This window comes from Mycobacterium colombiense (genome assembly GCF_001672755.1).
Lineage (GTDB): Bacteria > Actinomycetota > Actinomycetes > Mycobacteriales > Mycobacteriaceae > Mycobacterium > Mycobacterium colombiense_C.
Window position 1 is genome coordinate 32,862 of the sequence record NZ_LZKI01000047.1, and the last position, 23,638, is coordinate 56,499.

At 67.3% G+C, this 23,638-nt stretch carries 19 protein-coding genes; 7 read left to right on the forward strand and 12 right to left on the reverse strand.

Annotated elements, in window-relative coordinates:
* Nucleotides 1-2: 2 nt before the first annotated feature.
* The 4 genes from A5708_RS06310 to A5708_RS06325 all read right to left on the reverse strand — a co-directional run bounded on the left by A5708_RS06310 (nucleotide 3) and on the right by A5708_RS06325 (nucleotide 4,370).
* A complete protein-coding gene (locus A5708_RS06310) occupies nucleotides 3-740 on the reverse strand; it encodes a TIGR03943 family putative permease subunit (protein WP_065027791.1) in 738 nt (245 codons plus the stop codon).
* Nucleotides 740-1,732, reverse strand: coding sequence for a permease (locus A5708_RS06315; protein ID WP_065027792.1), 993 nt, complete (start codon nucleotides 1,730-1,732; stop codon nucleotides 740-742). The genes A5708_RS06310 and A5708_RS06315 overlap by 1 nt, the downstream gene beginning before the upstream one ends.
* 74 nt (nucleotides 1,733-1,806) lie before the next feature.
* Nucleotides 1,807-3,369, reverse strand: a complete 1,563-nt coding sequence (locus A5708_RS06320) for a PPE family protein (RefSeq protein ID WP_065027793.1) — start codon at nucleotides 3,367-3,369, stop codon at nucleotides 1,807-1,809.
* Nucleotides 3,370-3,461: 92 nt separating this feature from the next.
* Nucleotides 3,462-4,370: an oxygenase MpaB family protein gene (locus tag A5708_RS06325; protein ID WP_065027794.1), complete on the reverse strand. Its 909-nt coding sequence runs from the start codon at nucleotides 4,368-4,370 to the stop codon at nucleotides 3,462-3,464.
* Nucleotides 4,371-4,451: 81 nt separating this feature from the next.
* Between A5708_RS06325 and A5708_RS06330 the strand changes: the two genes are divergently transcribed.
* Nucleotides 4,452-5,114: a TetR/AcrR family transcriptional regulator gene (locus tag A5708_RS06330; protein ID WP_065027795.1), complete on the forward strand. Its 663-nt coding sequence runs from the start codon at nucleotides 4,452-4,454 to the stop codon at nucleotides 5,112-5,114.
* Nucleotides 5,115-5,129: 15 nt separating this feature from the next.
* Here A5708_RS06330 and A5708_RS06335 read toward each other — a convergent pair whose 3' ends face one another.
* The 6 genes from A5708_RS06335 to A5708_RS06360 all read right to left on the reverse strand — a co-directional run bounded on the left by A5708_RS06335 (nucleotide 5,130) and on the right by A5708_RS06360 (nucleotide 12,779).
* Nucleotides 5,130-6,482 carry a hypothetical protein gene (locus A5708_RS06335; protein ID WP_065027796.1) on the reverse strand — a complete coding sequence of 451 codons (1,353 nt, stop codon included), beginning with the start codon at nucleotides 6,480-6,482 and terminating at the stop codon, nucleotides 5,130-5,132.
* Between the two features lie 2 nt (nucleotides 6,483-6,484).
* Nucleotides 6,485-7,960 carry a condensation domain-containing protein gene (locus A5708_RS06340; protein WP_065027797.1) on the reverse strand — a complete coding sequence of 492 codons (1,476 nt, stop codon included), beginning with the start codon at nucleotides 7,958-7,960 and terminating at the stop codon, nucleotides 6,485-6,487.
* A gap of 386 nt (nucleotides 7,961-8,346) precedes the next feature.
* Nucleotides 8,347-9,696 (reverse strand): hypothetical protein, encoded by a 1,350-nt coding sequence (locus tag A5708_RS06345; RefSeq protein WP_065027798.1) that lies wholly within the window; start codon nucleotides 9,694-9,696, stop codon nucleotides 8,347-8,349.
* A gap of 2 nt (nucleotides 9,697-9,698) precedes the next feature.
* Nucleotides 9,699-11,174 carry a condensation domain-containing protein gene (locus A5708_RS06350; protein WP_065027799.1) on the reverse strand — a complete coding sequence of 492 codons (1,476 nt, stop codon included), beginning with the start codon at nucleotides 11,172-11,174 and terminating at the stop codon, nucleotides 9,699-9,701.
* A gap of 444 nt (nucleotides 11,175-11,618) precedes the next feature.
* Entirely contained in the window at nucleotides 11,619-12,167 is a 549-nt protein-coding gene (locus tag A5708_RS06355) for a hypothetical protein (RefSeq protein ID WP_065027800.1), read from the reverse strand.
* A gap of 30 nt (nucleotides 12,168-12,197) precedes the next feature.
* Nucleotides 12,198-12,779 (reverse strand): VOC family protein, encoded by a 582-nt coding sequence (locus tag A5708_RS06360; RefSeq protein WP_065027801.1) that lies wholly within the window; start codon nucleotides 12,777-12,779, stop codon nucleotides 12,198-12,200.
* 186 nt (nucleotides 12,780-12,965) lie between these two features.
* Here A5708_RS06360 and A5708_RS06365 point away from each other — a divergent pair, with 186 nt between their 5' ends.
* The 4 genes from A5708_RS06365 (at nucleotide 12,966) to A5708_RS06380 (ending at nucleotide 18,350) form a co-directional block, all read left to right on the forward strand.
* A complete protein-coding gene (locus A5708_RS06365; RefSeq protein WP_196772549.1) occupies nucleotides 12,966-13,511 on the forward strand; it encodes a TetR/AcrR family transcriptional regulator in 546 nt (181 codons plus the stop codon).
* A 14-nt stretch (nucleotides 13,512-13,525) separates the two neighbouring features.
* Complete coding sequence (locus A5708_RS06370; RefSeq protein ID WP_155765912.1) at nucleotides 13,526-14,656, forward strand: alpha/beta hydrolase; 1,131 nt, start codon at nucleotides 13,526-13,528, stop codon at nucleotides 14,654-14,656.
* A 131-nt stretch (nucleotides 14,657-14,787) separates the two neighbouring features.
* The gene (locus A5708_RS06375; RefSeq protein ID WP_065027804.1) at nucleotides 14,788-16,989 is read left to right on the forward strand and encodes an acyl-CoA dehydrogenase; all 2,202 of its coding nucleotides are present in this window, start codon (nucleotides 14,788-14,790) and stop codon (nucleotides 16,987-16,989) included.
* A gap of 1,001 nt (nucleotides 16,990-17,990) precedes the next feature.
* On the forward strand, nucleotides 17,991-18,350 hold the full coding sequence (locus A5708_RS06380) for an ATPase (protein WP_065027805.1): 360 nt from the start codon (nucleotides 17,991-17,993) through the stop codon (nucleotides 18,348-18,350).
* Between the two features lie 37 nt (nucleotides 18,351-18,387).
* Here A5708_RS06380 and fadD2 read toward each other — a convergent pair whose 3' ends face one another.
* On the reverse strand, nucleotides 18,388-20,067 hold the full coding sequence (fadD2, locus tag A5708_RS06385; RefSeq protein ID WP_065027845.1) for a long-chain-fatty-acid--CoA ligase FadD2: 1,680 nt from the start codon (nucleotides 20,065-20,067) through the stop codon (nucleotides 18,388-18,390).
* A gap of 57 nt (nucleotides 20,068-20,124) precedes the next feature.
* On the opposite strand from fadD2, the gene A5708_RS06390 reads away from it, so the two are divergent.
* Nucleotides 20,125-21,402 carry a DNA polymerase domain-containing protein gene (locus A5708_RS06390; RefSeq protein WP_065027806.1) on the forward strand — a complete coding sequence of 426 codons (1,278 nt, stop codon included), beginning with the start codon at nucleotides 20,125-20,127 and terminating at the stop codon, nucleotides 21,400-21,402.
* Between the two features lie 13 nt (nucleotides 21,403-21,415).
* Here A5708_RS06390 and A5708_RS06395 read toward each other — a convergent pair whose 3' ends face one another.
* Nucleotides 21,416-22,807 (reverse strand): NarK family nitrate/nitrite MFS transporter, encoded by a 1,392-nt coding sequence (locus A5708_RS06395; RefSeq protein WP_065027807.1) that lies wholly within the window; start codon nucleotides 22,805-22,807, stop codon nucleotides 21,416-21,418.
* 196 nt (nucleotides 22,808-23,003) lie between these two features.
* Between A5708_RS06395 and A5708_RS06400 the strand changes: the two genes are divergently transcribed.
* Nucleotides 23,004-23,588, forward strand: a complete 585-nt coding sequence (locus A5708_RS06400; protein ID WP_065027808.1) for a TetR family transcriptional regulator — start codon at nucleotides 23,004-23,006, stop codon at nucleotides 23,586-23,588.
* Nucleotides 23,589-23,638 lie beyond the last annotated feature (50 nt).

Sequence of the window (23,638 nt, forward strand, 5' to 3'; positions counted from 1 at the left end):
GGTCAGTGCGGGTAGGCGTACGGGTTGGGTGGGGCGTCGATGCGGGTGACCGCGGTGGCCTGCAGCGTGGGAATCGCCGGCGAATTCGGTTGCCGCGGTGCGGCTATGACTTGGCCCTGAACCCTGATCCAGGTGTTGTCCGGTAGCCCCGACGCACCCCCGGCCGCCGGCCCGCGCAGGTGGATGCGGGCCAGCTGAGCGTCGGCCGCGCAGCAGATGATGACGACGCGACCGAGGTCGACGCCCTGCGCCTCGTTGAGCACGAAACCGGTGACGCTGATCGACCGGTTCGTCAACGATCCGGTCGTGTCGTGCGCTGCGCGCATCAGCACCTCGGGCAGCGAGACGTCCGGGTCCGGCCCAGGCGGCAGCGGCGGAAATGCCTTGTTCAGAACGTTATTGGATACCGACGTCACCGACGGGGCGGCGGCCGAGGGCCGCAACGCGGGCGGCGCCACGAACATCAGCACCAGAACCGCGACCACAAGCATCCAGACGATGCCGGTCCGATGGGAATGCCCGTGGCCGTGATCGGCCTCCGCCTCACTCGCCCGCGGCCCGCCCCGGCGAATGTCGCCGACGATCGCCACCAGTGCCAAACCGATGAGCGCCACCGCTGACACGACCAGCCACGGCAACAGCCCCGGCTTGACGTAACGCGTGAACACGCCCGACCCGGTGATCATGGCGATGCTGATGCCCACCAACAGCAGCACGGTGTTCTCGGCCTCGCGGCTCATCAACGGGCCCCCAACACGAAAATCCCGATTGCGCAGGCGCTCGCGGTGGCCACCACGAATGTGCAGGGGGCGAAGCGCGCGGCGAACGCCCGGCCGAACATGCCCGCCTGCATCGCGAACAGCTTGACATCGACGGCCGGTCCGACGACGAGAAACACCAGCCGGGGCACCAGCGGCACCATCGTCATGCTGGCCGCCACGAACGCGTCGGCCTCCGAACACAGCGCCAGCACCACCGCCAGGGCGGCCATCAGCGCGACGCCGAGCACGAGGTCGGTCGCCAGATGCGCGAACACCCACTGCGGCACCACCACGTGCAGCAGGGCCGCTGCGGCCGCGCCGAGCACCAAATACGATGCGGCCTGCAGGAAGTCGTGACGCGCGGCCTCGGTGAAGACCACCCATCTCGGCTCGGTCTGCGTTCCCGCGGCGGGCAGCCGACGGGTGATCCATTCCGGGCGACCCCACCGCGACCACGCCCAGCCCATGACGACCGCGGTCAGCAGCGAAGCCCCCATGCGGGCGAAGACCATCCTGGGCGCGCCCGGAAACGCCACCGCCGTGGCGACCAGGACGACCGGGTTGATCGCCGGCGCGGCCAGCATGAACGTCAACGCCGCGGCTCCGGTCGCGCCGCCTTCGCCGAACAGCCTCCGCGCCAACGGAACTGACCCACATTCACACCCCGGCAGTGCGACGCCGCCGACACCGGCCGCCACCACCGCCAAGGCCGGCCGGCGCGGCAACCAGCGCGCCAACCGCTGCGGCGATACGAACGTCGCGATCAGTCCGCTGACCACGACCCCGAGCACCAGGAACGGGATCGCCTGCACGAAGACCCCGCAGAACACGGTGCCCATCGTGGAGAGCGACGCGCTGTTGAAGACGGCATTGCGCAGGGTCGTCGCGGCCAAAGCGCAGGCCAACAGGAGCGCCACCAGCACTTCCATCGACCCCAACCGCAATCTGCGCCCGGACTTCAGCGTCTCCACCGCGTCATTATCTCAGCGCGGACCGGGACGGGGCCCAGGGACGAGCCCACGAGGCCAACGGGGCGCCCGGGGCGCTAGGCGCCCCCGTCGTCACCGTCCAGGCCCCAGGTGCCCGGCATCATCGGCAGCGTGGGTCCACCGCCGAACTCGTCGCCGGCCAGCGTGGTCAGCCCGGCCGCCGCAGTGGCTGTCTCCCGGCGGGCGGTCCCGGCGAACCCCAGCGTGCCGGCGCCCTGATCCGAAGCCAGCGAGGCGTCCCAGTCCGGGTCGACGTCGACATTCATGTCCATGAACTCGTCGCCGCGCCCGCGCTGTGTCGCGCGCCGGCGCCGGCGCGCGCGGGCCGCTTCTCGCGCGCTGGCCGCCGCCGCGGCGGCGGCGCTGTCGGGCTCCGGCGCTTTCCTCTTGGCGCTGGAGCTGGCGCTCGCGCCCATGCCCGAGCCGGTTCCCATGCCCGGGGGGCCGATGACGTAGGGCGGGAAGAACCCGGGTCCGGGGGCGGCAGCAGCCGGCGGCGCCGGTGGGGCACCGGCCACGGTGCTCGTCGTGGCGGTGGGCGCGGGCGCCGGGGCCGAGGCCGGCGCCGCGGCCGGCGCGACGGGGTCCAGGGCCGTGGCGATGGCCGGTAAGGCGGGCGGCGCCGGGGCGGGCAGCGGCAGAGGCGCCGGGACGGGCGCGGGGTGGGGTATGGCGGCCAGGCCGGCCAACCCGGCGAAACCGCCGACGGCGCCGAACGGGGCGGCCGCGAGCAGCAGCGCGGGGGCCAACAGTTCGGGCTGGCTGGTGAAGATCTCGAGGATGTGCGTCGGCCAGTCGAACAGCGCCAGCTGGACCAGGTACTGGAATGCCAGCGCGGGATTGTGCACCAGGTAATAGCCGAACTGCTGGAAATCCTCCAGGAGTTCCAGCGCACGCACCACCCAGAAGATGGGTTGCCCGGCGTTCGTGTAGGCGTCGTAGTCCAACCCGTTGACGGTGCCCTGAGCGGGATCCCAGTTGATCCCGAAGTTCTTCAGGATCCTCGCGATGAAGTCGTCGAGCCAATTGTCGATCGTCGGGTCGTGGTCGGGATCTGATGAATCATCGCTTGAGGCATCGGATTTCATGATGGGCGGCGCGGGATCGGGGTGCGGTGCCGACGTGACGGCGGCGGTGGACACCGCTTGGTAGGTGGACATCGTGGTGGCCGCCTGGGTCCACATCCGCGCATAGTCGGCCTCGTTGACCGCGATGGGAACCGTGTTGACCCCGAAGAAATTCGTCGCCAGAAGAGCACCGTGCACGACGTGGTTGGTGGCCAGTTCCGGCAGCGTGGGCATGGCGGTCAAGGCTGCGGTGTACGCCGCCGCGGCCACCTCGTGCCGGCTGGCGGCCGTGGCGCTGTCCGCGCTCGATTTCGCCAGCCAGGCCAGGTACGGCGCGTGCGCGGCCGCGTAGGACTCGCCGGTGGGCCCCTGCCATGCGCCGGCCTGGACTCCCGCCAGCAGCGTACTCAATTCGTCTGCGGCAGAAGAATATTCGGCACTCAGCTGTGACCAGGTACCGGCCGCGGCCAGCAATGGGCCGGGCCCGGGGCCACTGCTGAGCAGCGCGGAATGTAGTTCGGGCGGCGAGGCCATCCAAATTGGCGCCGTCATAGGCACTCCTCAGGCTGGAAGGGTTACCAGACTGGGGAGCTTAATGAATATGATTATCGTTTTCAAACGGGCGTGGGTTTCCGCCCCGCGCGCTACACCAGCGGACGGCCCTTCTTGATCCTGCGGTCCAGGTCGTGCAGCAAGACGTTGAAGGGGAAACGCCTGATGAACCGCGGTAGATACCGGTTCACCGTGGCCAATACGGCGATCAGCCGGTCGAAGCGGCGCTGCTTGGTCGCATCCCAGGGCAGCCGCATCTCGTCGCGGAACCGCTGCGGCAGGAAGCCCGTGGTGATCAGGAGCGCGAAGTTGTCGGAGAGGCGCTGCAGCGGGCGCGGCAGTGCCAGGCCCCGAATCCGGTTGGCCGCGATGGGAAACAGATACTCGCGCACGGCGTCGTCGATGTGCACCTTGGCCAGCGATTCTTCCCAGTAGCGGTCGAACGCCGCGCGGTCTTCGGGCCACATGTTCGACGGCACCTGCAGGGTGGTGGCCAGCGTCATGCCCTCGCGGTAGTGACGGTCGGCGTCCTCACCGTCGAGTTCACCGATGAACATGCGGTAGATGTCGAGCCCGCCCTTGTACAGGCAGGCCCCCACCCACAGCTGCAGCGCCGGATCGAAAGCGTTGTAGGACACCGGACTTTCCGGGGTCGAATAGACCTGTGCGTGAGCGCGGTTCACCGCGCGGCGGAAGGCGTCCTTCTGGGCATCGCTGCCGTTTGTCGCGACGGCCAGGTAGGTGAAGGTGGTGCGCGCACGCTTGATCGGGTGCAGGTCGACCCGGCCGCTTTCGACGCGGCTTTCCATGACGCCGTATCCGACGCCGGGCTGGGCCAGTTGCATGATCACGTTCGCCGGACCCGCCAGCAATGCGACGCCCATCAAACCTTCGTCGATGCCCAGCGTCCGTCGCCGCCGGCGCCGCTGCGGGCGGGGCGGGTCTGTGGCTCGGCGCTCGACGTGCCCGATGGGCTGGTGCACCGGCTCGTGAATTGCCATTGTCAGGTCCTCCCCGCGTTTGTTCGCTAATGTGCGAACGCTTGTTTCCTGATATTGTCGCGGACAGGCGTTAGTGTCAAGATGGTTGCCATGAGCGAGACGTCCAGCGCGCGGCCGTACCGCGGGGTCGAGGCCGCGCAGCGCCTGGCCACCCGCCGGAACCGGTTGGTCGCCACGGGCCTGGACCTGCTCGGGGCGGAGCAGCAGAACATCTCGGCGGTCACCGTCCGCGGGGTATGCCGCGGCGCCGGCCTGGCCGCCCGATACTTCTACGAGAGCTTCGCCGATAAGGACGAGTTCGTCGCGTGCGTATTCGACTGGGTGGTCGCCGAGCTGGCCGCCACCACCCAGGCGGCGATGGCCTCGGTGCCAGCCGACGAGCAAACCCGCGCGGGCATGGCCAACATCGTGCGGACCGTCACCGAGGATCCCCGCGTGGGGCGCCTGCTGTTCAGCACGCAGCTCGCCGATCCGGTGATCGTGCGCAAACGCGCCGAGTCCAGTGCACTGTTCGCCATGCTGTCCGGTCAGCATGTCGGCAACGCGCTACAGGTACCGGCGAACGAACGCATCAAGGCCACGGCGCATTTCATGGTCGGCGGCGTCGGGCAGACCATCAGCGCCTGGCTGGCCGGTGACGTCCGACTCGAACCGCACCAGCTGGTCGATCAGCTGGCGGCGCTGCTCGACGAGCTCGCCGAACCAAACCTGTACCGCCTCAACGGAACACGGGCGGACGGCTAACGCCCCACCACGAGCTCACACCCGGCTGACCGTGCGCCAGTCCGTCGTGGCGGTCAGCGAGAAGTCGCTCAACGTATTCGAAATATGTTGTCTCAAGCCGGCATCCGAGTTGTCTCCGCCCGGCTCGTAGGCGAGAACCGAGATGAAGACCTGACCGTGCGCCCGTCCGGACAACAACGCCAGCACCCCGTTGGTGCGCTGCATCGTCGCGCTCGTCACACCCGGATACAGCGACTTCATGGCGAAGTAGTCGGCGTCCGTGCCGTCCGGCCGGTTGGCGGCCGGGTCGAGTGCACCGAGGTTGGACGATACGACGGCGGTTGCGCTGCCGGTGGCCACGCTGACCAGCCGCCGGAAGATCCGCTTGGGTATCAACGGAACCAGCGGCAGCAACGCCCACCGTTCGTCGGGCACATCCTGATGCCGAACCAGCGCTCGCTTGATTGCGGCGCGGATCTCGCGCAGGTCCATTGCATGCTCGGGCTCGATCGTGATGTCGACATTCGTGACGGCGTTCGCGCGAGTGTCGTCCGGGGTGCGCTCGTTGACCGGCATCCCCACGTTGACCGACCCGTCGGCGGCGACCCGCCCGACTCGCTGGGCGAGGCGGGCGGCCATGCCCGCCAGCAGCGCATTGCTGCTCCCGCCAAGCGCGTGGGCGCGCGCGTCCCACTCGTCGGCGTCGATGAAGAGCGTCGCGGCGGGAAGCGTGACGCTCCGGTCGGGTCCGGCCGACGGCGCGGGCCGCTTTTCCGACGACGGGGCGACGGCTCCGCCACCCGGGCGGCCGGCCCGCGCCAGGCGCACGGCCGCGGCGACCGCGCGACCGATATCGGTTGTGTCACGGACGGTTTGGCGTGCGTCTTCGCGCAGTGCCCGCCACCGTCGCCGTGATGCGGCGGCGGGCCAGCGCACCGCCGCGTCGCGTCCGGATGCCGCATCCGCCACCGCCTCGCAGAGCCCGACGCCGTCGCTGACGCAATGGGTGATGACCAAGCTGACCGCCGCTCCGCCGTCGGTGAACGGGAGCACCGCGAGGCGCCACCCGGGTCCGCGCTCGGCGTCCGGCCGGGTGCCGGCCTGCTCGTTGCACCAGTCGTCGAATTCCTCACGCGGGCGTGCCGTCGCGACGATCTCGAGGCCGGGGTGATCGCCGGGCGACACCCAGCGGTGCCGGCCGAACGGCAAGGGGGACCGCTCGATCCGGCGGGCCAACCTCCCCCTGCCCAGGTGGTCATGAAACCTCTTCAGGCCTTCGATGTCGACGGGTCTGTCGTACACCCAGACGCATTGCACCAGGCTGGTGGTGCCCGTCGCCCGCTCCCCTAAAAAGAGGGTCTGGTCGGCCAGATCCAGCACGTTGCTCATGTCTAGGCCGCCTCGGTGTCGTCTTCGTCGGCGAAATCCCGCTGCTCGCCCGAATCGCCCTGGGATGCAGTGGCATCCGATGCCGCCGATGCAGTTTTGGCGACATGAGCGCATACTTCGGTCAAGGTCGCGATGTAGCGGTGCACCGACTCGCGGGCTATCTCGTTGTCCGGGTAGGAGATTGTCACCGTCGTCTTTTCGGCGTGCCGGTTGATCCACATGTTGATACCACCGGCGGACAGGTTGTCACCGTAGGTACCGAAATTCGTCTCGGCCCACAATCCGGCGAGGGGAATCTTGCGAAAGTCCAGAAAGGACAGCATCATCGGCAGCTGCGTCGGCAGCTTGATCCCCAGGTCATCCGGCGTGGCCAGCTCCAGGAGCCGCTCGAACGGCACATCGGCAAGACCCTTGGCGGCGTCGAAGGACTTCTGGGCCGCGCGGGCCGCCTCGCCGAACGAGACACCGCCGGTCGGCACGGTGACCGGGATCAGGCTGGCGAACCAGCCGACGGTCATCGTGTCGACGCCCGGCATCCGGGTGTCCCTGGCGGTGAACCCGTGATAGGTGTCGCTGCCGGTCAATTCGTGGTCGGTCAGGGCCGCACACGCCAGGACTCCCCCGATGAACCGGGCGCCGTCCGCGCGGCAGGCGGCGTCGAAGGATTCGGTTTCGGCCGCGTCCAGCAGGTCCGTCGTGACCAGGTCGCCCTTGCTGCTGGTCCAGGTATCCCCCAGCGGCAGTGGGAAATTCGGCCAGTTGCCGTCGGTGCCGCGACCGAATGCGATCCAGTCCCTGATCTCGGGCGACGTCAGATCCAGGGTCGCAGCCTTCTCGCGCTGTCGCGCGGCGTAGTCGCAATAGCTCCTGACCTCGGGGAGCTGGGGCTGATGCTGATGTGCGCCCTGCGACAGTTCCTGATACGTGAGGTGGATGTCGACGAAGATCAGCCCGGCGGACAAGCCGTCGATGTGCAGATGGTCGACACTGGCATAGAACGTGAAATAGTCGGCGTGTTCGACGACACCGAATGTGAAGCAACCCCATTCGAGCGTCTCCGGGGTGGTGGTCAGTGCGTGGGTGCGCACCTGTGCCGCGCTCATCTGCCCGAACGGCAGCGGAACCATGTCGATGTCGGCGGGGTCGTCGATCGTGCGACGCACGATTTGCCCGTCCTCGAATTCGAACCAATTGTGGTAGGTGTCCTGGCGGCGGACGTGTGCGTTGATGGTTGCTGTCATCGCCGGAATGTCACAGACGCCGGGGATGTCCCAGGCCACGACCATCAGGCGGGGTAGCTGCCTACTCATTGCGTTGCCGATGTGGGCGGCCCAAAGATGTTGATTCTGTTGGTAACTCGGAGCAAGCTCAGAGCGGCGTGCGGTGCGGGCCGCGTCGCGCGACGCGGGCGCGGGCGTCCACATCGTGAGCGGGCCGTTCGGTGGTTGCCATTCGGTGATGTTGCCGAGTGCGACCATTTGCTTAAGTCGTCCCTCCCGTAGTGCCGACATTTGTTGCGCAGCAAGGGAACAGCGAATAGGTCATCGGGCGTTGGTCGATGACCTATTCGCGCAGCATCAATTCCTTGGCAGGAACCTTGACGACGTGTCACGGCATGTTGGACTGAGTTGCCGCGTTGCTATGCGCCCCCTGTGTCGCGGGAGTTGACGCTAGTCGAATAGGCCACAAACGTACCCCTCTTGTGATAAGGGTCACAATCCCAGAGGAGCGTCCACAGTGGCCGCTTCGCCGCGAAACAGCGCGTCTACCTGCGCAATTCGGCCCGCACCCGCTCGCTCGCCGGACCGCGACTTAATGACGTCATCGCAAATATGTGCGGGCGTCCAGCGGCCCCGCCCGGGACTCACACCCGGCTGAACGTGCGCCAGCCCGTGGTGGCGGTCAGCGAGAAATCGCGGAGCACGCCGGAGATGGCTTGCCGCAAATCCCCATTCGAGTTTCGCCGACCCAACTGATAGCCGAGCACCGACACGAAGACCTGGCCGTGCACCCGTCCCGACAACAACGCCAGCGCTCCGTTGGTGCGGTGCATCGTCGCGCTGGTCACTCCCGGGTACACCGACTTCATCGCGAAATAGTCGGCGTCGCTGCCGTCCGGCCGATTCACCGCCGGGTCGAGCACACCGAGGTTCGACGACACGACGGTGGTGGCGCCGCCGGTGACCACGCTGATCAGTCGCCGGAAGAGGCGCTTGGGGATCAGCGGAACCAGCGGCAGCAACGCCCACCGCTCGTCGGGCACGTCTTGATGGCGGATCAGCGCGTTCTTGATCGCGGCGCGGATCTCGCGCAGGTCCCCGCCGATCGCCGCGGGCCTGAGCGTGACGTCGACGTTCGTGACCGCGTTGGCGCGAGTGTCGCTCGGGATGCGCTCGTTGAGCGGCATCCCGACGTTGACCGAGCCGTCCGCCGCGACCCGTCCCACCCGCTGGGCGAGCCGCGCCGCCAGTCCCGCGAGCAGCGCGTTGCTGGTCCCGCCGAGGGTGTCGGCGCGGCCGTCCCACTCGTCGGCGTCGACGAAGAACGTCGTCATCGGCAGGGTGATGGGGTGGTCGCCCGCGGTGGGCGGCGCGGGCGGCTTCTCGGCCGACGCCGATTGCACGGCGTCGCGGCCCTGCCGGAGCATTCGGACCGCCGCGCCGATGGCGCGACCGACATCGCCCGTGTCGTGCGCGGTTTGGCGCGCGTCCTCACGCACCGCCCGCCACCGCCGGCGGGCCGCCGCGGCCGGCCAGCGAATCGCGTCGCCCCGCCCGCTCGCCGCATCCGCCAACGCCTCGCACAGCCCGACGCCGTCGGTGAGGCAATGCGTGGTGACCAGGCTGACGGCCGCGCCGCCGTCGGTGAGCGGAAGCACAGCCAGGTGCCAGCCGGGCCCGCGCTCGGCGTCCGGCCGTTTGGTGCCCTGCTCAGCCAGCCACGTGTCGATCTCGTCGCGCCGCCGCGGCGTGTCGACGATCTCGAGAATGCACCGGTCCTTCGGCGCTACCCAGCGATGGCGGCCGAACGGCAAGGGAGACCGTTCGATCCGGCGTGACAGCCGCCCCCTCCCCAGGTGGTGATGGAACTCGCGCAGCCCGCCGACGTCGACGGCGTGGTCGTAGACCCACACGCACTGCAACAAGCTGGTGGCTCCCGTCGCCCGCTCGCCGAGAAAGAGGGTCTGGTCGGCCAGGTCCAGCACGTTGCTCATCGTCAGGCCGCTTCGTTGTCGTCCGCGTCCGGCGTGACCGGGTAGGGCTCCTCCGAATTCACCTGCGGTGCAACCGCAATGGGCTCGTCCGCGGTGGGCTTGGCGACGCGCACGAATGTCTGGGTCAGCGTCGCGATGTAGCGCAGCACCGACTCGCGTGCGATTGCGTTGTCCGGGAAGGACATCGTCACCGTGGTGTTCTCGGCCTGGCGGTTGATCCACATGTTGATCCCGCCGTGGGAAAGGCTGTCGCCGTACGTGCCGAACTTCGTCTCCACCCACAACCCGTTGAGGGGAATCTTGCGGAAGTCGAGGAAGGACAGCATCATCGGCAGCTGCGTGGGCAGCTTGATGCCCAGTTCGTCCGGTGTGGCCAGTTCCAGGACGCGCTCGACCGGGACGTCGGCGAGGCGCTGGGCGTCGTCGAACGACTTCTGCGCGGCCCGGGCCGCCTGGGCGAACGTCTCGCCGGCGGTCGGCACGGTGATCGGGATCAGGCTGGCGAACCACCCCACGGTCATCGTGTCGACACCGGCGGCCCGGGTGTCCTTGGCCGTGAACCCGTGATAAGTGCCCTTGCCGGTCAATTCGTGCTCGGCGAAACCGGCGCACGCCAGGACTCCCCCGATGAACCGGGCACCGGCCGCGACGCACGCGGCATCGAAAGCCTCGGTCTCGGCGGCGTCCATCAGTTCGACGGTCAGCAGATCGCCCCTGGTGCTCGCCCAGATATCACCTAGCGGCAGTGGGAAACTCGGCCAGTCGCCGTCGGTGTCGCGCGCGAATGCGATCCAGTCCTTGATCTCGGGCGACGACAGGTCCAGCGTCGCGGCCCTCTCGCGCTGCCGCGCAACGTAGGCGCGATAGCTCCGCATCTCGGGCAGCGCGGCGGAGCGGTGCCCACTCTGCGCCAGTTCCTGATACATCAGGTGGATGTCGAGGAAGATGAGGGCAGCGGACAGACCGTCGATATGCAGGTGGTCGACACTGGCATAGAACGTGAAATAGTCGGCGTGCTGGATGATTCCGTAAGTAAAGCAGCCCCATTCCAGCGTCTCCGGAGTCGTGGTCAGGACGTGGGTACGCACCTGGTCCGGGCTCATCTCGCCGAGCGCCACCGGGACGAAGTCGATGGCTTCGGGCTTCTCGATTTCGCGGCGTACGAAGATTCCGTTGTCGAATTCGAACCAATAGTGATACGTGTCCTGGCGGCGCACGTGGGCATTGATCGTCGCGGTCATCGCCTCGATGTCGCAGATGCCGGGAATATCCCACGCCACGATCATCAGCCGGGGCAGCTGCCGGTTCAGGTTCTTGCCGTGATAGGAGGCCCAGAGATGTTGATTCTGTTGATAACTCGGAGCTAGATCACTTCGCCGCGCGGCGCGCGCCGCTTCAAGCGCCGTAGGCGCTGCCATCCACATGGTAACCGGGCCGTGAGGCGGTTGCCATTCGTTGATGTTTCCGAGTGCGACCATTCGTCGAGTCCTTGTGCTGTGAGATACCGACATCTGTTGTGCGGTCTGGGAGGTGGTGAAAACGCAATTAGCGCTTAGCTTTTGATGCGTCTTGTGTTGGTCTCGCGCCTGAATTTTGCGACGTATTCTTCGGTATGTTGGGCCGAACTACCGCGTCGCTTACACCCCCTATGTCGCTGCTGTGGACGCTAGCTGACGGAGGTGAAGATTTGGCGGTTTTACGAAGACTCGCATTCTCCCGCGCGAGCGTCTCCGCGGCGGTAGCCTGTTTCGCTTACCGGTCGCATGGGTGGCGCATGCGTACCAAGAGGTAACCAATCACGGACGGGTCTGTTGCCGATTCGCCTGTCCGCGTCCAGAACTCGGGATAGCATTGTCAGGCCCGTCCACAGGGCCGCCGGCATGGCCTGGAATCCGAACGGCCCGAGCCAAACCGGGCACGCGTCACGGGAAAAGCGGCAGATGCCACAGCCGCATGCCAGGGTCCAGCAGCCACAACCGCAGCATGGTCAGCCGCATGATGCGGACCGCGCTGGTGATCATGAAGAGCGCCAGCGGCACCTCGATCAACAGCGCCGTGATCACCGAGAGCCAGATGTCCTTGGGTCCGGCGGTCATCAGGTCGAACCACGCGTCGCAGATCAGCAGGACCCCGGTGGTAAAGGCGGCGAGCACCAGCAACTGACGACGCAGGTACCCGAGCACCGCCGTCGTCAGCATGAACCCGACCAGCAGGACGTCGAAGCCGATCCAGGTGATGGGCCAGTTGTGTGCGACGTAGTTCTCCGGCAGCGTCACCGACAGATACCCCAGCCACGGGACCATGGCCATGGAGCCACCGACCATCAGGCTCAGCCGGATGCGCCGCACCCGCGCCAGGAACTCCGGATCGATGACGTCACCCAGCGGCTGCTCCAGCCGGGTGATCAGCTCCCGCCGTTGCTCGGGCGTGAGCGCCGCGATCTGCGCGTCGGTCAGAATGCCGTCGGTCATGAAAATATCCTCCGGCTCGGCCCGGTCAAATCAGTGGGCGGCGCCCACCGGGGGCCGCCGGTCCGCCGCGGTCCTGGGCACGGCCTGGGCGTCGCTGCTATCGAATTCCTTGACCCAGCAAGCGAATTCAAGGGTGATGCCGTCCGGATCCTGGAAATAGAACGAGCGCACGTAGACGCCGGGATGGACGGTCGCAGACACCTGCATGGGACTTTCGTCGTGGTTGAGCACCGGCCCGACCCGCACCCCCTTGTCCTTGAGGAGCTGGCGGTAGGTGTCGAACTTCTCGGCCGGCACGTGGAAGGCGAGATGGTTCATCGTGCTGACGGCGCTGGTGATGTCGCCGATACCCGGGATGGCGCCCGGCGACGAGATCCCCGGCACCCGGTCGGGGGCGTCGGCGAACCAGAAGAAGGCGACGCAGTCGCCGTTGCCGGCGTCGAAGAAGAAGTGCTGGCCGGCGCCGCCGGGTAGGTCCAGCGATTTGATCAGCGGCATGCCGAGGATGTTGCTGTAGAAGTCCACGGTCTTTGCCATGTCCGAACACACCAGGGCGACATGGTTGATCCCGCCGAGGTCGAATTCCGTGTTGGTGTTGTGCGGCTTGATCATCTGGTGGCTCCCCTCGGTCCCCGGCTTGACGATCCTGGCCAAGATGCAAATCTGAATCTAACATCAGTTTCAGTTTTGGCCCAGGGAGGTGCGCAGGTGTCGACCGCGGCATCCCCTGCTGGCCGGGCCGGCGCGCCCGCCGAACTTCCCACCGCTCGCGGCAGGCGCACGCAGGCCGCCATCGACATGGCCGCCCGGACCGTCATCGCGCGCAAGGGCGTCCTCGCCATGACCATCGCCGACATCGCAGCGGAGGCCGGACGTTCGGCGGCATCCTTCTACAACTACTACGACTCCAAAGAGGCGATGGTGCGCCAGTGGGCGCTGCGCTTCCGTGACGAGGCCAACGAGCGCGCGCTGTCGGTGACCGCACACGGTTTGTCCGATCGAGAGCGGGCCCATGCCGCGGCCGCCGCCCACTGGCACACTTACCGCCACCGGCTCGCCGAGGTAATCAGCGTGTCGCAGCTGGCGATGGTCAACGACGACTTCGCCCAATACTGGGCCGAGATCTGCGAGATACCAATCTCTTTCATCGCCGAATCGGTCCGGCGGGCCCAGGCCGAGGGTCATTGCCGCGACGACGATCCCCGCCTGATCGCCGAGGCCATCGTGGCGATGTTCAACCAGTTCTGCTACATCCAGCTCGGTGGGGCGCGCGCGGCGGAACCCGACGATCAGGCCTGCATCCAGACCCTGGCCAACATCTACTACCGGGCCATCTATGCGTAAGGGGGACCGCTGAATTGACTCGTCGTATCGGTGCCGGAGTGATCCGCGAGTTCATCGGGGTGCCGTCGCCCACCGCGGGGCGCGCGGGCGCGGGCGGGCATCCGTGCCAGGGGCTGTATCACCGGGGGGTGGGCCGCAAACCCACAGTGGCGATGATCGCCACGCACTATCAGATCGACTTCTCCGAGCACTATCTCGCCGACTACATGGCCACGCGCGGCGTCGGCTTCCTGGGCTGGAACACCCGGTTTCGCGGCTTCGAAAGCAGCTTTCTGCTCGACCACGCGCTGGTCGACATCGGCGTCGGGGTGCGCTGGCTGCGCGAGGTCCAGGGCGTGGATACCGTGGTGCTGTTGGGCAATTCGGGTGGCGGCTCGTTGATGGCCGCCTACCAGTCGCAGGCGGTCGAACCGAATGTGACTCCCCTGGACGGCATGCGCCCGGCCGCCGGGCTGACCGAATTGCCACCGGCCGACGGCTACGTGGCCACCGCCGCCCATCCCGGGCGCCCGGAGGTGCTCACCGCCTGGATGGACGCCGCCGTCGTCGACGAGAACGACCCGGTGGCCACCGACGCCGACCTCGACCTGTTCAACGAGCACAACGGGCCGCCCTACTCACCGGAGTTCCTCGCCCGCTACCGCGGCGCGCAGACCGCGCGCAACCACGCGATCACCGATTGGGCCGAAACGGAACTCAAACGCGTTCGCGCGGCGGGGTTTTCGGATCGCCCGTTTTCCGTGATGCGGACCTGGGCCGATCCCCGCATGGTCGACCCCGGCATCGAACCCACCAAGCGGCAACCCAACATGTGCTACGCGGGCGTCCCGGCCAAGGCGAACCGCTCGGCGCGCGGAATCGCGGCGGCCTGCACGCTGCGCAACTGGCTGAGCATGTGGAGCCTGCGGGTGGCCCAGACCCGCGCCGAACCGCACCTGGCCCGGATCAGCTGTCCCGCCCTGGTGATCAACGCCGAGGCCGACACCGGGGTGTTTCCCTCTGACGCCCAACGCATTTTCGACGCACTCGCAGGAACCGACAAGACGCAGGCCTCGGTCGACACCGACCACTACTTCACCACCCCGGGGGCGCGTGGCGAGCAGGCCGACATCATCACCCGATGGATCGGCAAGCGGTGGCGCTGATAATTCGTGCCCATTTCGTCCCGGGTGTCCGCCACGGACAGCCGGCAGCCCGTATCGTCAACCAACCGACTGGTTGTTAGCTTGGAAGGTACTGGGCCGAAACGGCCTCCTGCAGCAACGGAAGGCGACCAATGCCGATCGCGATAAATCCCGAGCATCAAGACCTGGCCGATTCCGTGCGATCACTGGTGGCGCGCGTCGCGCCGTCCGAGACGCTGCATGCGGCCATGGAAACGCCCGTAGACAACCCCCCGCCGTACTGGCAGGCCGCGGCCGACCAAGGACTGCACGGTGTTCATCTCGCCGAATCCGTCGGCGGGCAGGGGTTCGGCATCCTCGAGCTGGCCATCGTGCTGGCCGAATTCGGTTACGGCGCGGTGCCGGGGCCGTTCGTGCCGTCGGCGATCGCCAGTGCCCTGATCTCCGCGCACGACCCGGACGCGAAGGTGCTCTCCGAGCTGGCGTCGGGTGCCGAAATCGCCTCCTACGGCCTGAATTGCTGTGCGCTGACCGCCACCCGGCAGGGCAATTCGCTGGTGATCCGCGGCGAGGTCCGTGCGGTGCCCGCCGCGGCGCAGGCCACGCTGCTGGTGTTGCCGGTCGCGATCGACAGCGGTGAGGCGTGGGCGGTGCTGCGCGCCGACCAGCTCGAGATCGAGCCGGTGAAAAGCCTGGATCCGCTGCGCCCCATCGCCGATGTACGGGCCAATGCCGTCGAGGTCGGCGAGGACGTCGTGCTGACGAACCTGAGCATGGCGACGGCGCACGCGGTGATGACCACGCTGCTGTCCGCCGAAGCCATCGGCGTGGCGCGCTGGGCGACCGACACGGCCTCGCACTACGCCAAGATCCGTGAGCAGTTCGGCCGCCCGATCGGCCAGTTCCAGGCCATCAAGCACAAGTGCGCCGAGATGATCGCCGACACCGAGCGGGCCACCGCGGCCGTGTGGGATGCCGCCCGTGCGATCGACGAGGCCCGCGAAAACGGTTGGGACACAGCCGGTTCACACGTCGACTTCGCGGCCGCTGTCGCGGCGACGCTGGCGCCCGCGGCCGCCCAGCGCTGCGCCCAGGACTGCATTCAGGTGCACGGCGGGATCGGCTTCACCTGGGAGCACGACACGAACGTGTACTACCGCCGGGCGCTGATGCTTGCCGCCTCCTTCGGCCGCAGTTCGGACTACCCGCAGAAGGTCGTCGACACCGCCACCACCACCGGCATGCGCACGGTGGACATCGACCTCGACCCCGACACCGAGAAGCTGCGGGCCGAGATCCGGGCCGAGGTCTCCGCGCTCAAGGAGATGGAGCGTGATCCGCGCAGGGTCGCGATCGCCGAGGGGGGCTGGGTACTGCCGTACCTCCCGAAGCCGTGGGGCCGGGCCGCCAGTCCGGTGGAGCAGATCATCATCGCCCAGGAGTTCTCCTCCGGGCGGGTCAAGCGGCCGCAGGTCGGCATCGCCGCGTGGATCATTCCGTCGATCGTCGCGTTCGGGACCGAGGAGCAAAAGCAACGGTTCCTGCCGCCGACCTTCCGCGGCGAGATGATCTGGTGCCAGCTGTTTTCCGAACCCGGCGCCGGATCGGACCTGGCCGGCCTCTCCACCAAGGCCACCCGAACCGACGGCGGCTGGCGCGTCACCGGCCAGAAGATCTGGACCACCGCAGCGCAGTTCTCGCAGTGGGGTGCACTGCTGGCCAGGACGGATCCCAGCGCCCCGAAACACAATGGCATCACGTACTTCCTGCTGGACATGCGCAGTGAAGGCGTGACGGTCACGCCGCTGCGCGAGCTCACCGGCAACGCGATGTTCAACACCGTCTACATCGATGACGTGTTCGTGCCCGACGACTGCGTGCTCGGTGAGGTCAACCGGGGGTGGGAGGTCAGCCGCAACACGCTGACCGCGGAGCGGGTGTCGATCGGCAGCAGCGACGCGAACTTCCTGGCGACCCTGCCCCAGTTCGTCGATTTCGTTCGCGACGGCCACTTCGACCAGATCGCCCAGCATCGGGCGGGCCAATTGATTGCCGAGGGCCATGCGGCCAAGGTGCTCAACCTGCGTTCGACGCTGTTGACGCTGGCCGGCGGGGACGCTATGCCTTCGGCGGCGATCTCCAAGTTGCTGTCCATGCGGACCGGCCAGGGTTACGCCGAATTCGCGGTCTCGTCGTTCGGCACAGATGCCGCCATCGGCGACCCCGACCAATTACCCGGCAAATGGGGCGAATACCTGTTGGCCAGCCGTGCCACCACCATTTACGGCGGCACCTCCGAGGTGCAGCTGAACATCATCGCCGAACGGCTGTTGGGCCTGCCCCGCGACCCGTAAAGCTTCGCAAAAGGGCCCGAAACAGGGCCATGCCGACCTGACTACGTCAGGCCGGCATGGATCCCCCCAATACGCGGTCGGCCATCCCGAGGGTTGGCGTGTCGGTGATGGCTCCTACCGCGCGGAGATGGTGATCACCACCACCAGTTCCACCAGTGCTGGGGGCCCCAGTAGCCACCGCCACGGCCCCAGTTGCCGTGCCCCCAATTGCCATTTCCCCGACCATCATGGCCACCCCATCCGCGACCGCCGGGGCGATCGGGGATGAAGCCCGGTCCGCTGTGCGGCCCAGCACTGGCGAAGCTCGTGGTGGCTGCGGGCGCAGGAGCGGCCTGAGCCGAGGGGGCGCCGCCGAAAAGCAGCGCGCCGGCCACAGCCCCGGCACCTAGGACACCTGCGGCCGCGCCGCGTAATGATCGCCCGAAGATCATCGAAGTTCCCTTTCCAACCACTTGCCACCGATAGCAAAAACGCTAGTTGGACATTTCAGAGCAAACAAGGGTAATTCGCTATTTGTCTATTGTGAATTGGATAACAACGGCGCTGAACCCGGCCAATAGTGGGTGTGGTTGTTGGCCCGTATTTGCGTAATTCATCTATGTGCAGATACTGACGCTTGGGGGCTGTCTCGTTCTATTGACACAGCTCAACCGCCATCTACTGATCTACTGGCCTACGGATCACGTACCTACTGAAACGCGACTTTCCGCGTTAGCAGATATTCTGACTTTCCGGATTTTTCGGGAAACCCATGCCATCCCCATCTAGAGCCAGCCAAGAGAGAATTTCGGGCATACAGCTACTTGTACCTTTTTGCGACACGATCTGCGGGGTGAGCCGCCGCGGCGCCGCGCAGCTGCGTCCCTATCCGTGGCGCGGCCGACCAAGAGGGCGGGCGGCCCGGCGACGCGACTTACGCTGGCGTCGGTGACAGAATCAGTATTGACACAACGGCACCGAGCGCTGATTTACTGATTGGCACTCACGGAGGAAGAACCGAAGTGAACTTCAACAGCAGCCACAGCGGACCCAGCGCCGGAGCTTTTCGCGCCCCCAACTCGGCCGGGCCTTCCGGAGACGCCGCCCCCACCGAACGGCTCACCAGTCTCGGGCCTGGCGGCCCGCGGATAGCCAACCAGCCGGCGGTCGGCCAGCAGGGACGCACGCAGCGGACACGCCGAACCGTCGACCTGCCGGCGGCGACTCACCGGGCCCTCGACATTTGGCAGCGTGAGGCGGCCGACCGGCTGGGAGTCGCCCGGGTGACCGGGCAAGAGGTCCTCACCGCGCTCATCGACCAACTTCTGGTCGACCCCAAGCTGACGGCACAGATCACCCGCGCCATCAAAGACCGGCGCTGACCCCGCGTATCAGGCAAGGCCCGGAGATCCGGACGGCCTAGTCGACGTCCATTTCGCGCAACTCGCGCTTGAGGATCTTGCCCGTCGGGTTGCGCGGCAGCTCGTCGAGGAAGACCACCTCACGCGGCACCTTGTAGCGGGCCAGGTGGTCGCGCACGTAGTGCTTGACGGTGTCCTCGTCGAGGTCGGCGCCGTCCTTCTTCACCACGAAGGCGCGCAGGCGGTGGCCCCATTCCTTGTCTTCGACGCCGATCGCGGTGGCCTCCACGACGTCCGGATGCCCGGTGATCAGGTCTTCGACCTCGGCCGGGAAGACGTTCTCGCCGCCGGAGACGATCATCTCGTCGTCGCGCCCGCTGATGAACAGCAGGCCGTCCTCGTCGAAGTAGCCCACGTCACCCGAGGACAACAGCCCGTCGATGATCTGCTTCTTACCGCCGCCGGTGTAGCCCTCGAACGGGAAGGCGTTGCCGACGAAGATGCGGCCCACCTCACCCTGCGGCAGCTCCTTGCCGTTGTCGTCGTAGATCTTGACCTTCACGCCCTTGACGACCGGGCCGACCGTCGACGAGTTGTGTTCCAGATGCTTGGGCTCGGCGATGGTGGCGAAGGCGATCTCCGTCGAGCCGTACATGTTGTAGATGACCGGGCCCAGATCCTTCAGGCCGCGTTCCGCCAGGTCGGCTCCCAGCGCCGACCCGGATACGAACACGATTTTCAGGCTGGACAGGTCGGGCTTCTTGTCCATCTTCTCGACCGCGTCGAGGATCCGCGACAACATCACCGGGACGACGACCATCGCGGTCACCTTGTGCTTCTCGATGTCTTCGAGCACCAGCGGCGGCTTGAACTTCCGGCGCAGCACCAGCGTCGACCCCAAGAACATCGCGATCGTGCCGTGCAGGAAACCCAGCGCATGGAACATCGGTGCGGGCAGCGACGTCACTTCGCCGGCCTTGAACGGAACGTGCGACAGGATGCCGCCGATGGGCGCCAGCGTCGGCGGGGTGCTGCGGTTCGCGCCCTTGGGGGTGCCGGTGGTCCCGCTGGTCAGGATGATGATCGACGAGTGCTTGTTCGCCTTGGGCGCGGGCTTCTTGTCGCTGCGCTCGATCAGGTCGGCCAGCGTGTCGTCCTTGCTGCCGGACTTCTCGTCACTGTCGGGATTGGTCCCCAGCGCCCGTAGTTTGCCCAGCTCCGGCGAGGCTTTGCTGACGGCCTTGGTGTACTCGTCGTCGTAGATGATCAGCTTGGCGCCCTCGCGCTCCGACACCTCCTTGATCTGCGGGCCGGAGAACTCGCTGTTGAGCAGGATGATGCGGGCGCCCACCCGCGCGGCACCGAAGTAGGCGATCAGGAACCAGCGGGTGTTGCGGGCCAGGATGGCGATGCCGTCGCCGCCCTTGACGCCCTTCTCGATCAGCCCGTTGGCCACCGCGTGCGCCGCCTCGTTCAGCTCTCGGTAGGAGAATTCGCCCTCCTCGTCGATGCACGCCGCGCGGTCGGGATGGCGCCTGGCGTTGAGAGCCGGCAGCATGCCGAACTCGCCCCACTTGTAGATGTCGGCGGCCATCGCGGCGTAATTTTGCGGCGGCTCGATCCGGAACGCGCCCGACTCGAAGATCTTGCGCACGTAATGCAATTCCGCGGAGCCGCGTTCGAGGTACTGCTGAACTTTTGCGGCGGCCTGACCGGGCAGGCCGAGGAGGTTAGGCATGAAATCCACCTTATGTGACGTCCGTCTCAGTACGGCCAGAAATTCTGGCGAATTAGCATGAACCGCATGACCCGTCCGGTTTTGCTGGAGGTGGCCGGGCGCGAGGTCACCATCACCCATCCGGACAAGGTGGTGTTCCCCCGCGCGAGTGCCCGCGAAACCTCGGCCGGCCCGTACACCAAGCTCGACCTGGTCCGCTATTACCTGTCCGTGGCGGACGGCGCGCTGCGCGGTGTGGCGGGACGCCCGATGATCCTGAAGCGTTTCGTCAAGGGCATCACCGAAGAAGCGGTTTTCCAGAAGCGCGCGCCGGCCAAGCGGCCGGACTGGGTGGACGTCGCCGAACTGCGTTACGCGCGAGGCACTTCCGCTGCCGAGGCGGTGATCCATGACGCCGCCGGCCTGGCCTGGGCGGTCAACCTGGGCTGCGTCGACCTCAACCCACATCCGGTGCTGGCCGACGACCTCGATCACCCCGACGAGTTGCGGGTCGACCTGGATCCGATGCCCGGGGTCTCCTGGCGGCGGATCGTGGACGTCGCGCTGGTGGCGCGCGAGGTGCTCGAGGACTACGGCCTGACCGCGTGGCCGAAGACGTCGGGATCGCGCGGCTTTCACATCTACGCCCGCATCGCCCCGCGCTGGGATTTTCGCCAGGTGCGGCTGGCCGCGCAGACGGTGGCCCGCGAGGTCGAGCGGCGGGCGCCCGAGGCGGCGACGAGCCGCTGGTGGAAGGAGGAGCGCGAGGGGGTGTTCGTCGACTTCAACCAGAACGCGAAGGACCGCACCGTCGCGTCGGCGTACTCGGTGCGGGCGACCCCGGATGCCCGGGTCTCGACGCCGTTGCGGTGGGACGAGGTCGCCGGCTGCGACCCCGAGGCGTTCACCATCGACACCGTGCCCGCCCGGTTCGCCGAGACCGGTGACCCCTGGGCGGGAATGGACGACGCCGTCGGCGAGCTCGATCGGCTGCTGGTGCTGGCCGAGGAGATGGGGCCGCCCGAACGCGCGCCGAAAGGCTCGGGCAAGCGCGGCAGCGGAGCGGCAGGCCGGAGACAATCGAAGATGCCACTGATCGAGATCGCCCGGACCAAGACCAAGGACGAGGCGATGGCCGCGCTGGACGTCTGGCGCGACCGCTATCCCGAGGTGGCTCACCGGCTGGAGCCGGTCGACGTCCTGGTCGACGGGATGCGCGGGCCAAGTTCGATCTGGTACCGGATCCGGATCAACCTGCAGCACGTTCCCGAAGACCAGCGGCCGCCCCAGGAAGAGCTGATCGCCGACTACAGCCCCTGGGAGGGTTACGGCGGAAAGCAGAAGCCGTCAAGCTGACCCCCGGCCGCGCTTAGATCCCCACCCGCGTTATCGCGTTGTGCTTGCGCAGGTAGCAGTACCAGGTGACGGCGAGCAGGCCGAGGAAGAACACGATGTAGAACCGCAGCGCCGGTTCGATGCTGCCGAACTCCGACTTCGACCACGCGTATGCCAGCGGAACCACGAACCCGCCGAAGGCACCCACCGCCGAGATGACGCCGAGTGCCCCGGCCGCCTGGCGGCGCATGGCGACCATGGTGTCGGGATCTCCCCCGGCCAGTTCGCCCTTGATCTTGAAGATCCGCGAAATCATCCGGTAGGTCGAGCCGTTGCCGATGCCGGTCGCGACGAACAGGAACATGAAGCTGGCGAAGAAGGCCGGCAGATTCACCGCCGTCACCGACCACAGCGCCGCCGCCGCCCCGATCGCCAGCATCACGAAGCTGGCGGCCGTGATGCGGGCCCCGCCGATCCGGTCGGCCAGCTTGCCGCCGAGGGGCCGGATGACCGATCCGATGCCGGCACCCAGGAAGGCCCACGCCAGGGCGATGTCGCCGCGCCCGAAGACCGTCTTGAGCAGGGTCGGGAACGCGGCCGAGTAGCCGATGAACGAGCCGAAGGTGCCGATGTACAGCAGCGACATGACCCAGGTGTCGGGGTGCCGCAGCGACTCCAGCACCGGCTTCACGTCGGCCTTGGCCTCGGTGAGGTTGTTCATGAACAGGAACGCGCAGACCGCGGCCACCACGGCCAGCGGCACGTAGAACAGTCCGGCGCGCGACAGCGCCATCCCGCCGCCGGCGATGACGATGGGCGGAATGATCTTCTGCACCACCGCCACGCCGATGTTGCCGCCGGCCGCGTTCAGGCCCAGCGCCCAGCCCTTGTCCTTCTCCGGGTAGAAGAACGAGATGTTGGCCATCGACGAGGCGAAGTTGCCGCCGCCGAAGCCGGCGGTCGCGGCGATCGCCACCAGAACGCCGAAGGGGAGGCCGGGGTGGCTCACCGCCCACGCCAGCAGCAGGCACGGGATCAGCAGCAGCGCCGCCGAGATGGTCGTCCAGTTGCGGCCGCCGAACAGCGGCACCGCGAAGGTATAGGGCAACCTCAGGAAAGCCCCGACGCCGCTGGGGACGGCGACCAGGCAGAGGGCCTGGCTGGCGGTCAGCGCCCACCCGGACGCCGCGGGGTGCCCGTGCGCCCCGGCCGTCATCTGCACGACCACGATGCTCCACAGCATCCACACGCTGAACCCGACATGCTCGGCGAAGATCGAGAAGATCAGGTTCCGGCGAGCGATCGGCTTGCCGGTCGTCTCCCAGAATTCGGGGTCTTCGGGCCGCCAGTCATCGATCCAGTGCCGTCCCGTATGACGCTCGCGCTGTGGCGCTTGCTGCGATACGGGGCCGAGGGTCGTGGTCATCCGGTGGGACTCCTGAGTTGAACGAGCGCGAGCAGTGACCACTCGACGCTAAAGACGCACTGTTACCGGACTGGGTGTGCACAGTTACGCGGGCAATACGCAGAAATCGCAACGGCCCGGTCACGTTTGTCAGAACTCTGCAACGCAACGACGCAGCGAGCCCACGGCGTGGGGTGGATGCGCGACAATCGGCGCCATGCAGGTGACAGAGGCTCCCCTGGGCCTACGGGAGCGCAAAAAGATCAAGACCCGCCGCGCCATCAGGCGCGAGGCGTTTCGCCTCATCGAGGAGAACGGCTACGCCGCGACCACGGTCGAACAGATCGCCGAGGCGGCCGATGTGTCGCCGAGCACCTTCTTCCGCTATTTCCCGTCCAAGGAATCGCTGCTTCTCGCCGACGACCTGGACCCGCTGATCCTGGACGCGTTGAAGGCCCAGCCGCGCAACCTGTCTCCGGCGCAGGCTTTCCGCCGGGCCTATCGGGCCGTCATCGACCAACTGCCCGACGATCAGCTGGAGTTCGAGAGCACCCGGCAGCGCCTGATGTTCTCGATACCCGAGCTCAAGGCGGCGATGTACGACGAGTACTACCGCACGGTGACCGTGGCCGCCGCGGCGATCGCGCACCGGATCGGCCGTGCCGCAGACGATTTCGAAGTCCGGGTGTGCGCCGGGGCGTTGACGGGTGCCATGATGGCCGCCTTCGACAGCGCACCGAAGACCGCCGACACGATCTTTCGCGCCCTGGACTTCATGGACGCCGGCATGCCGCTGGGCTGACCGGGCTCAACAGCGCGGCGATGCGTCTGAGCGGGCGGAACGCGATACTC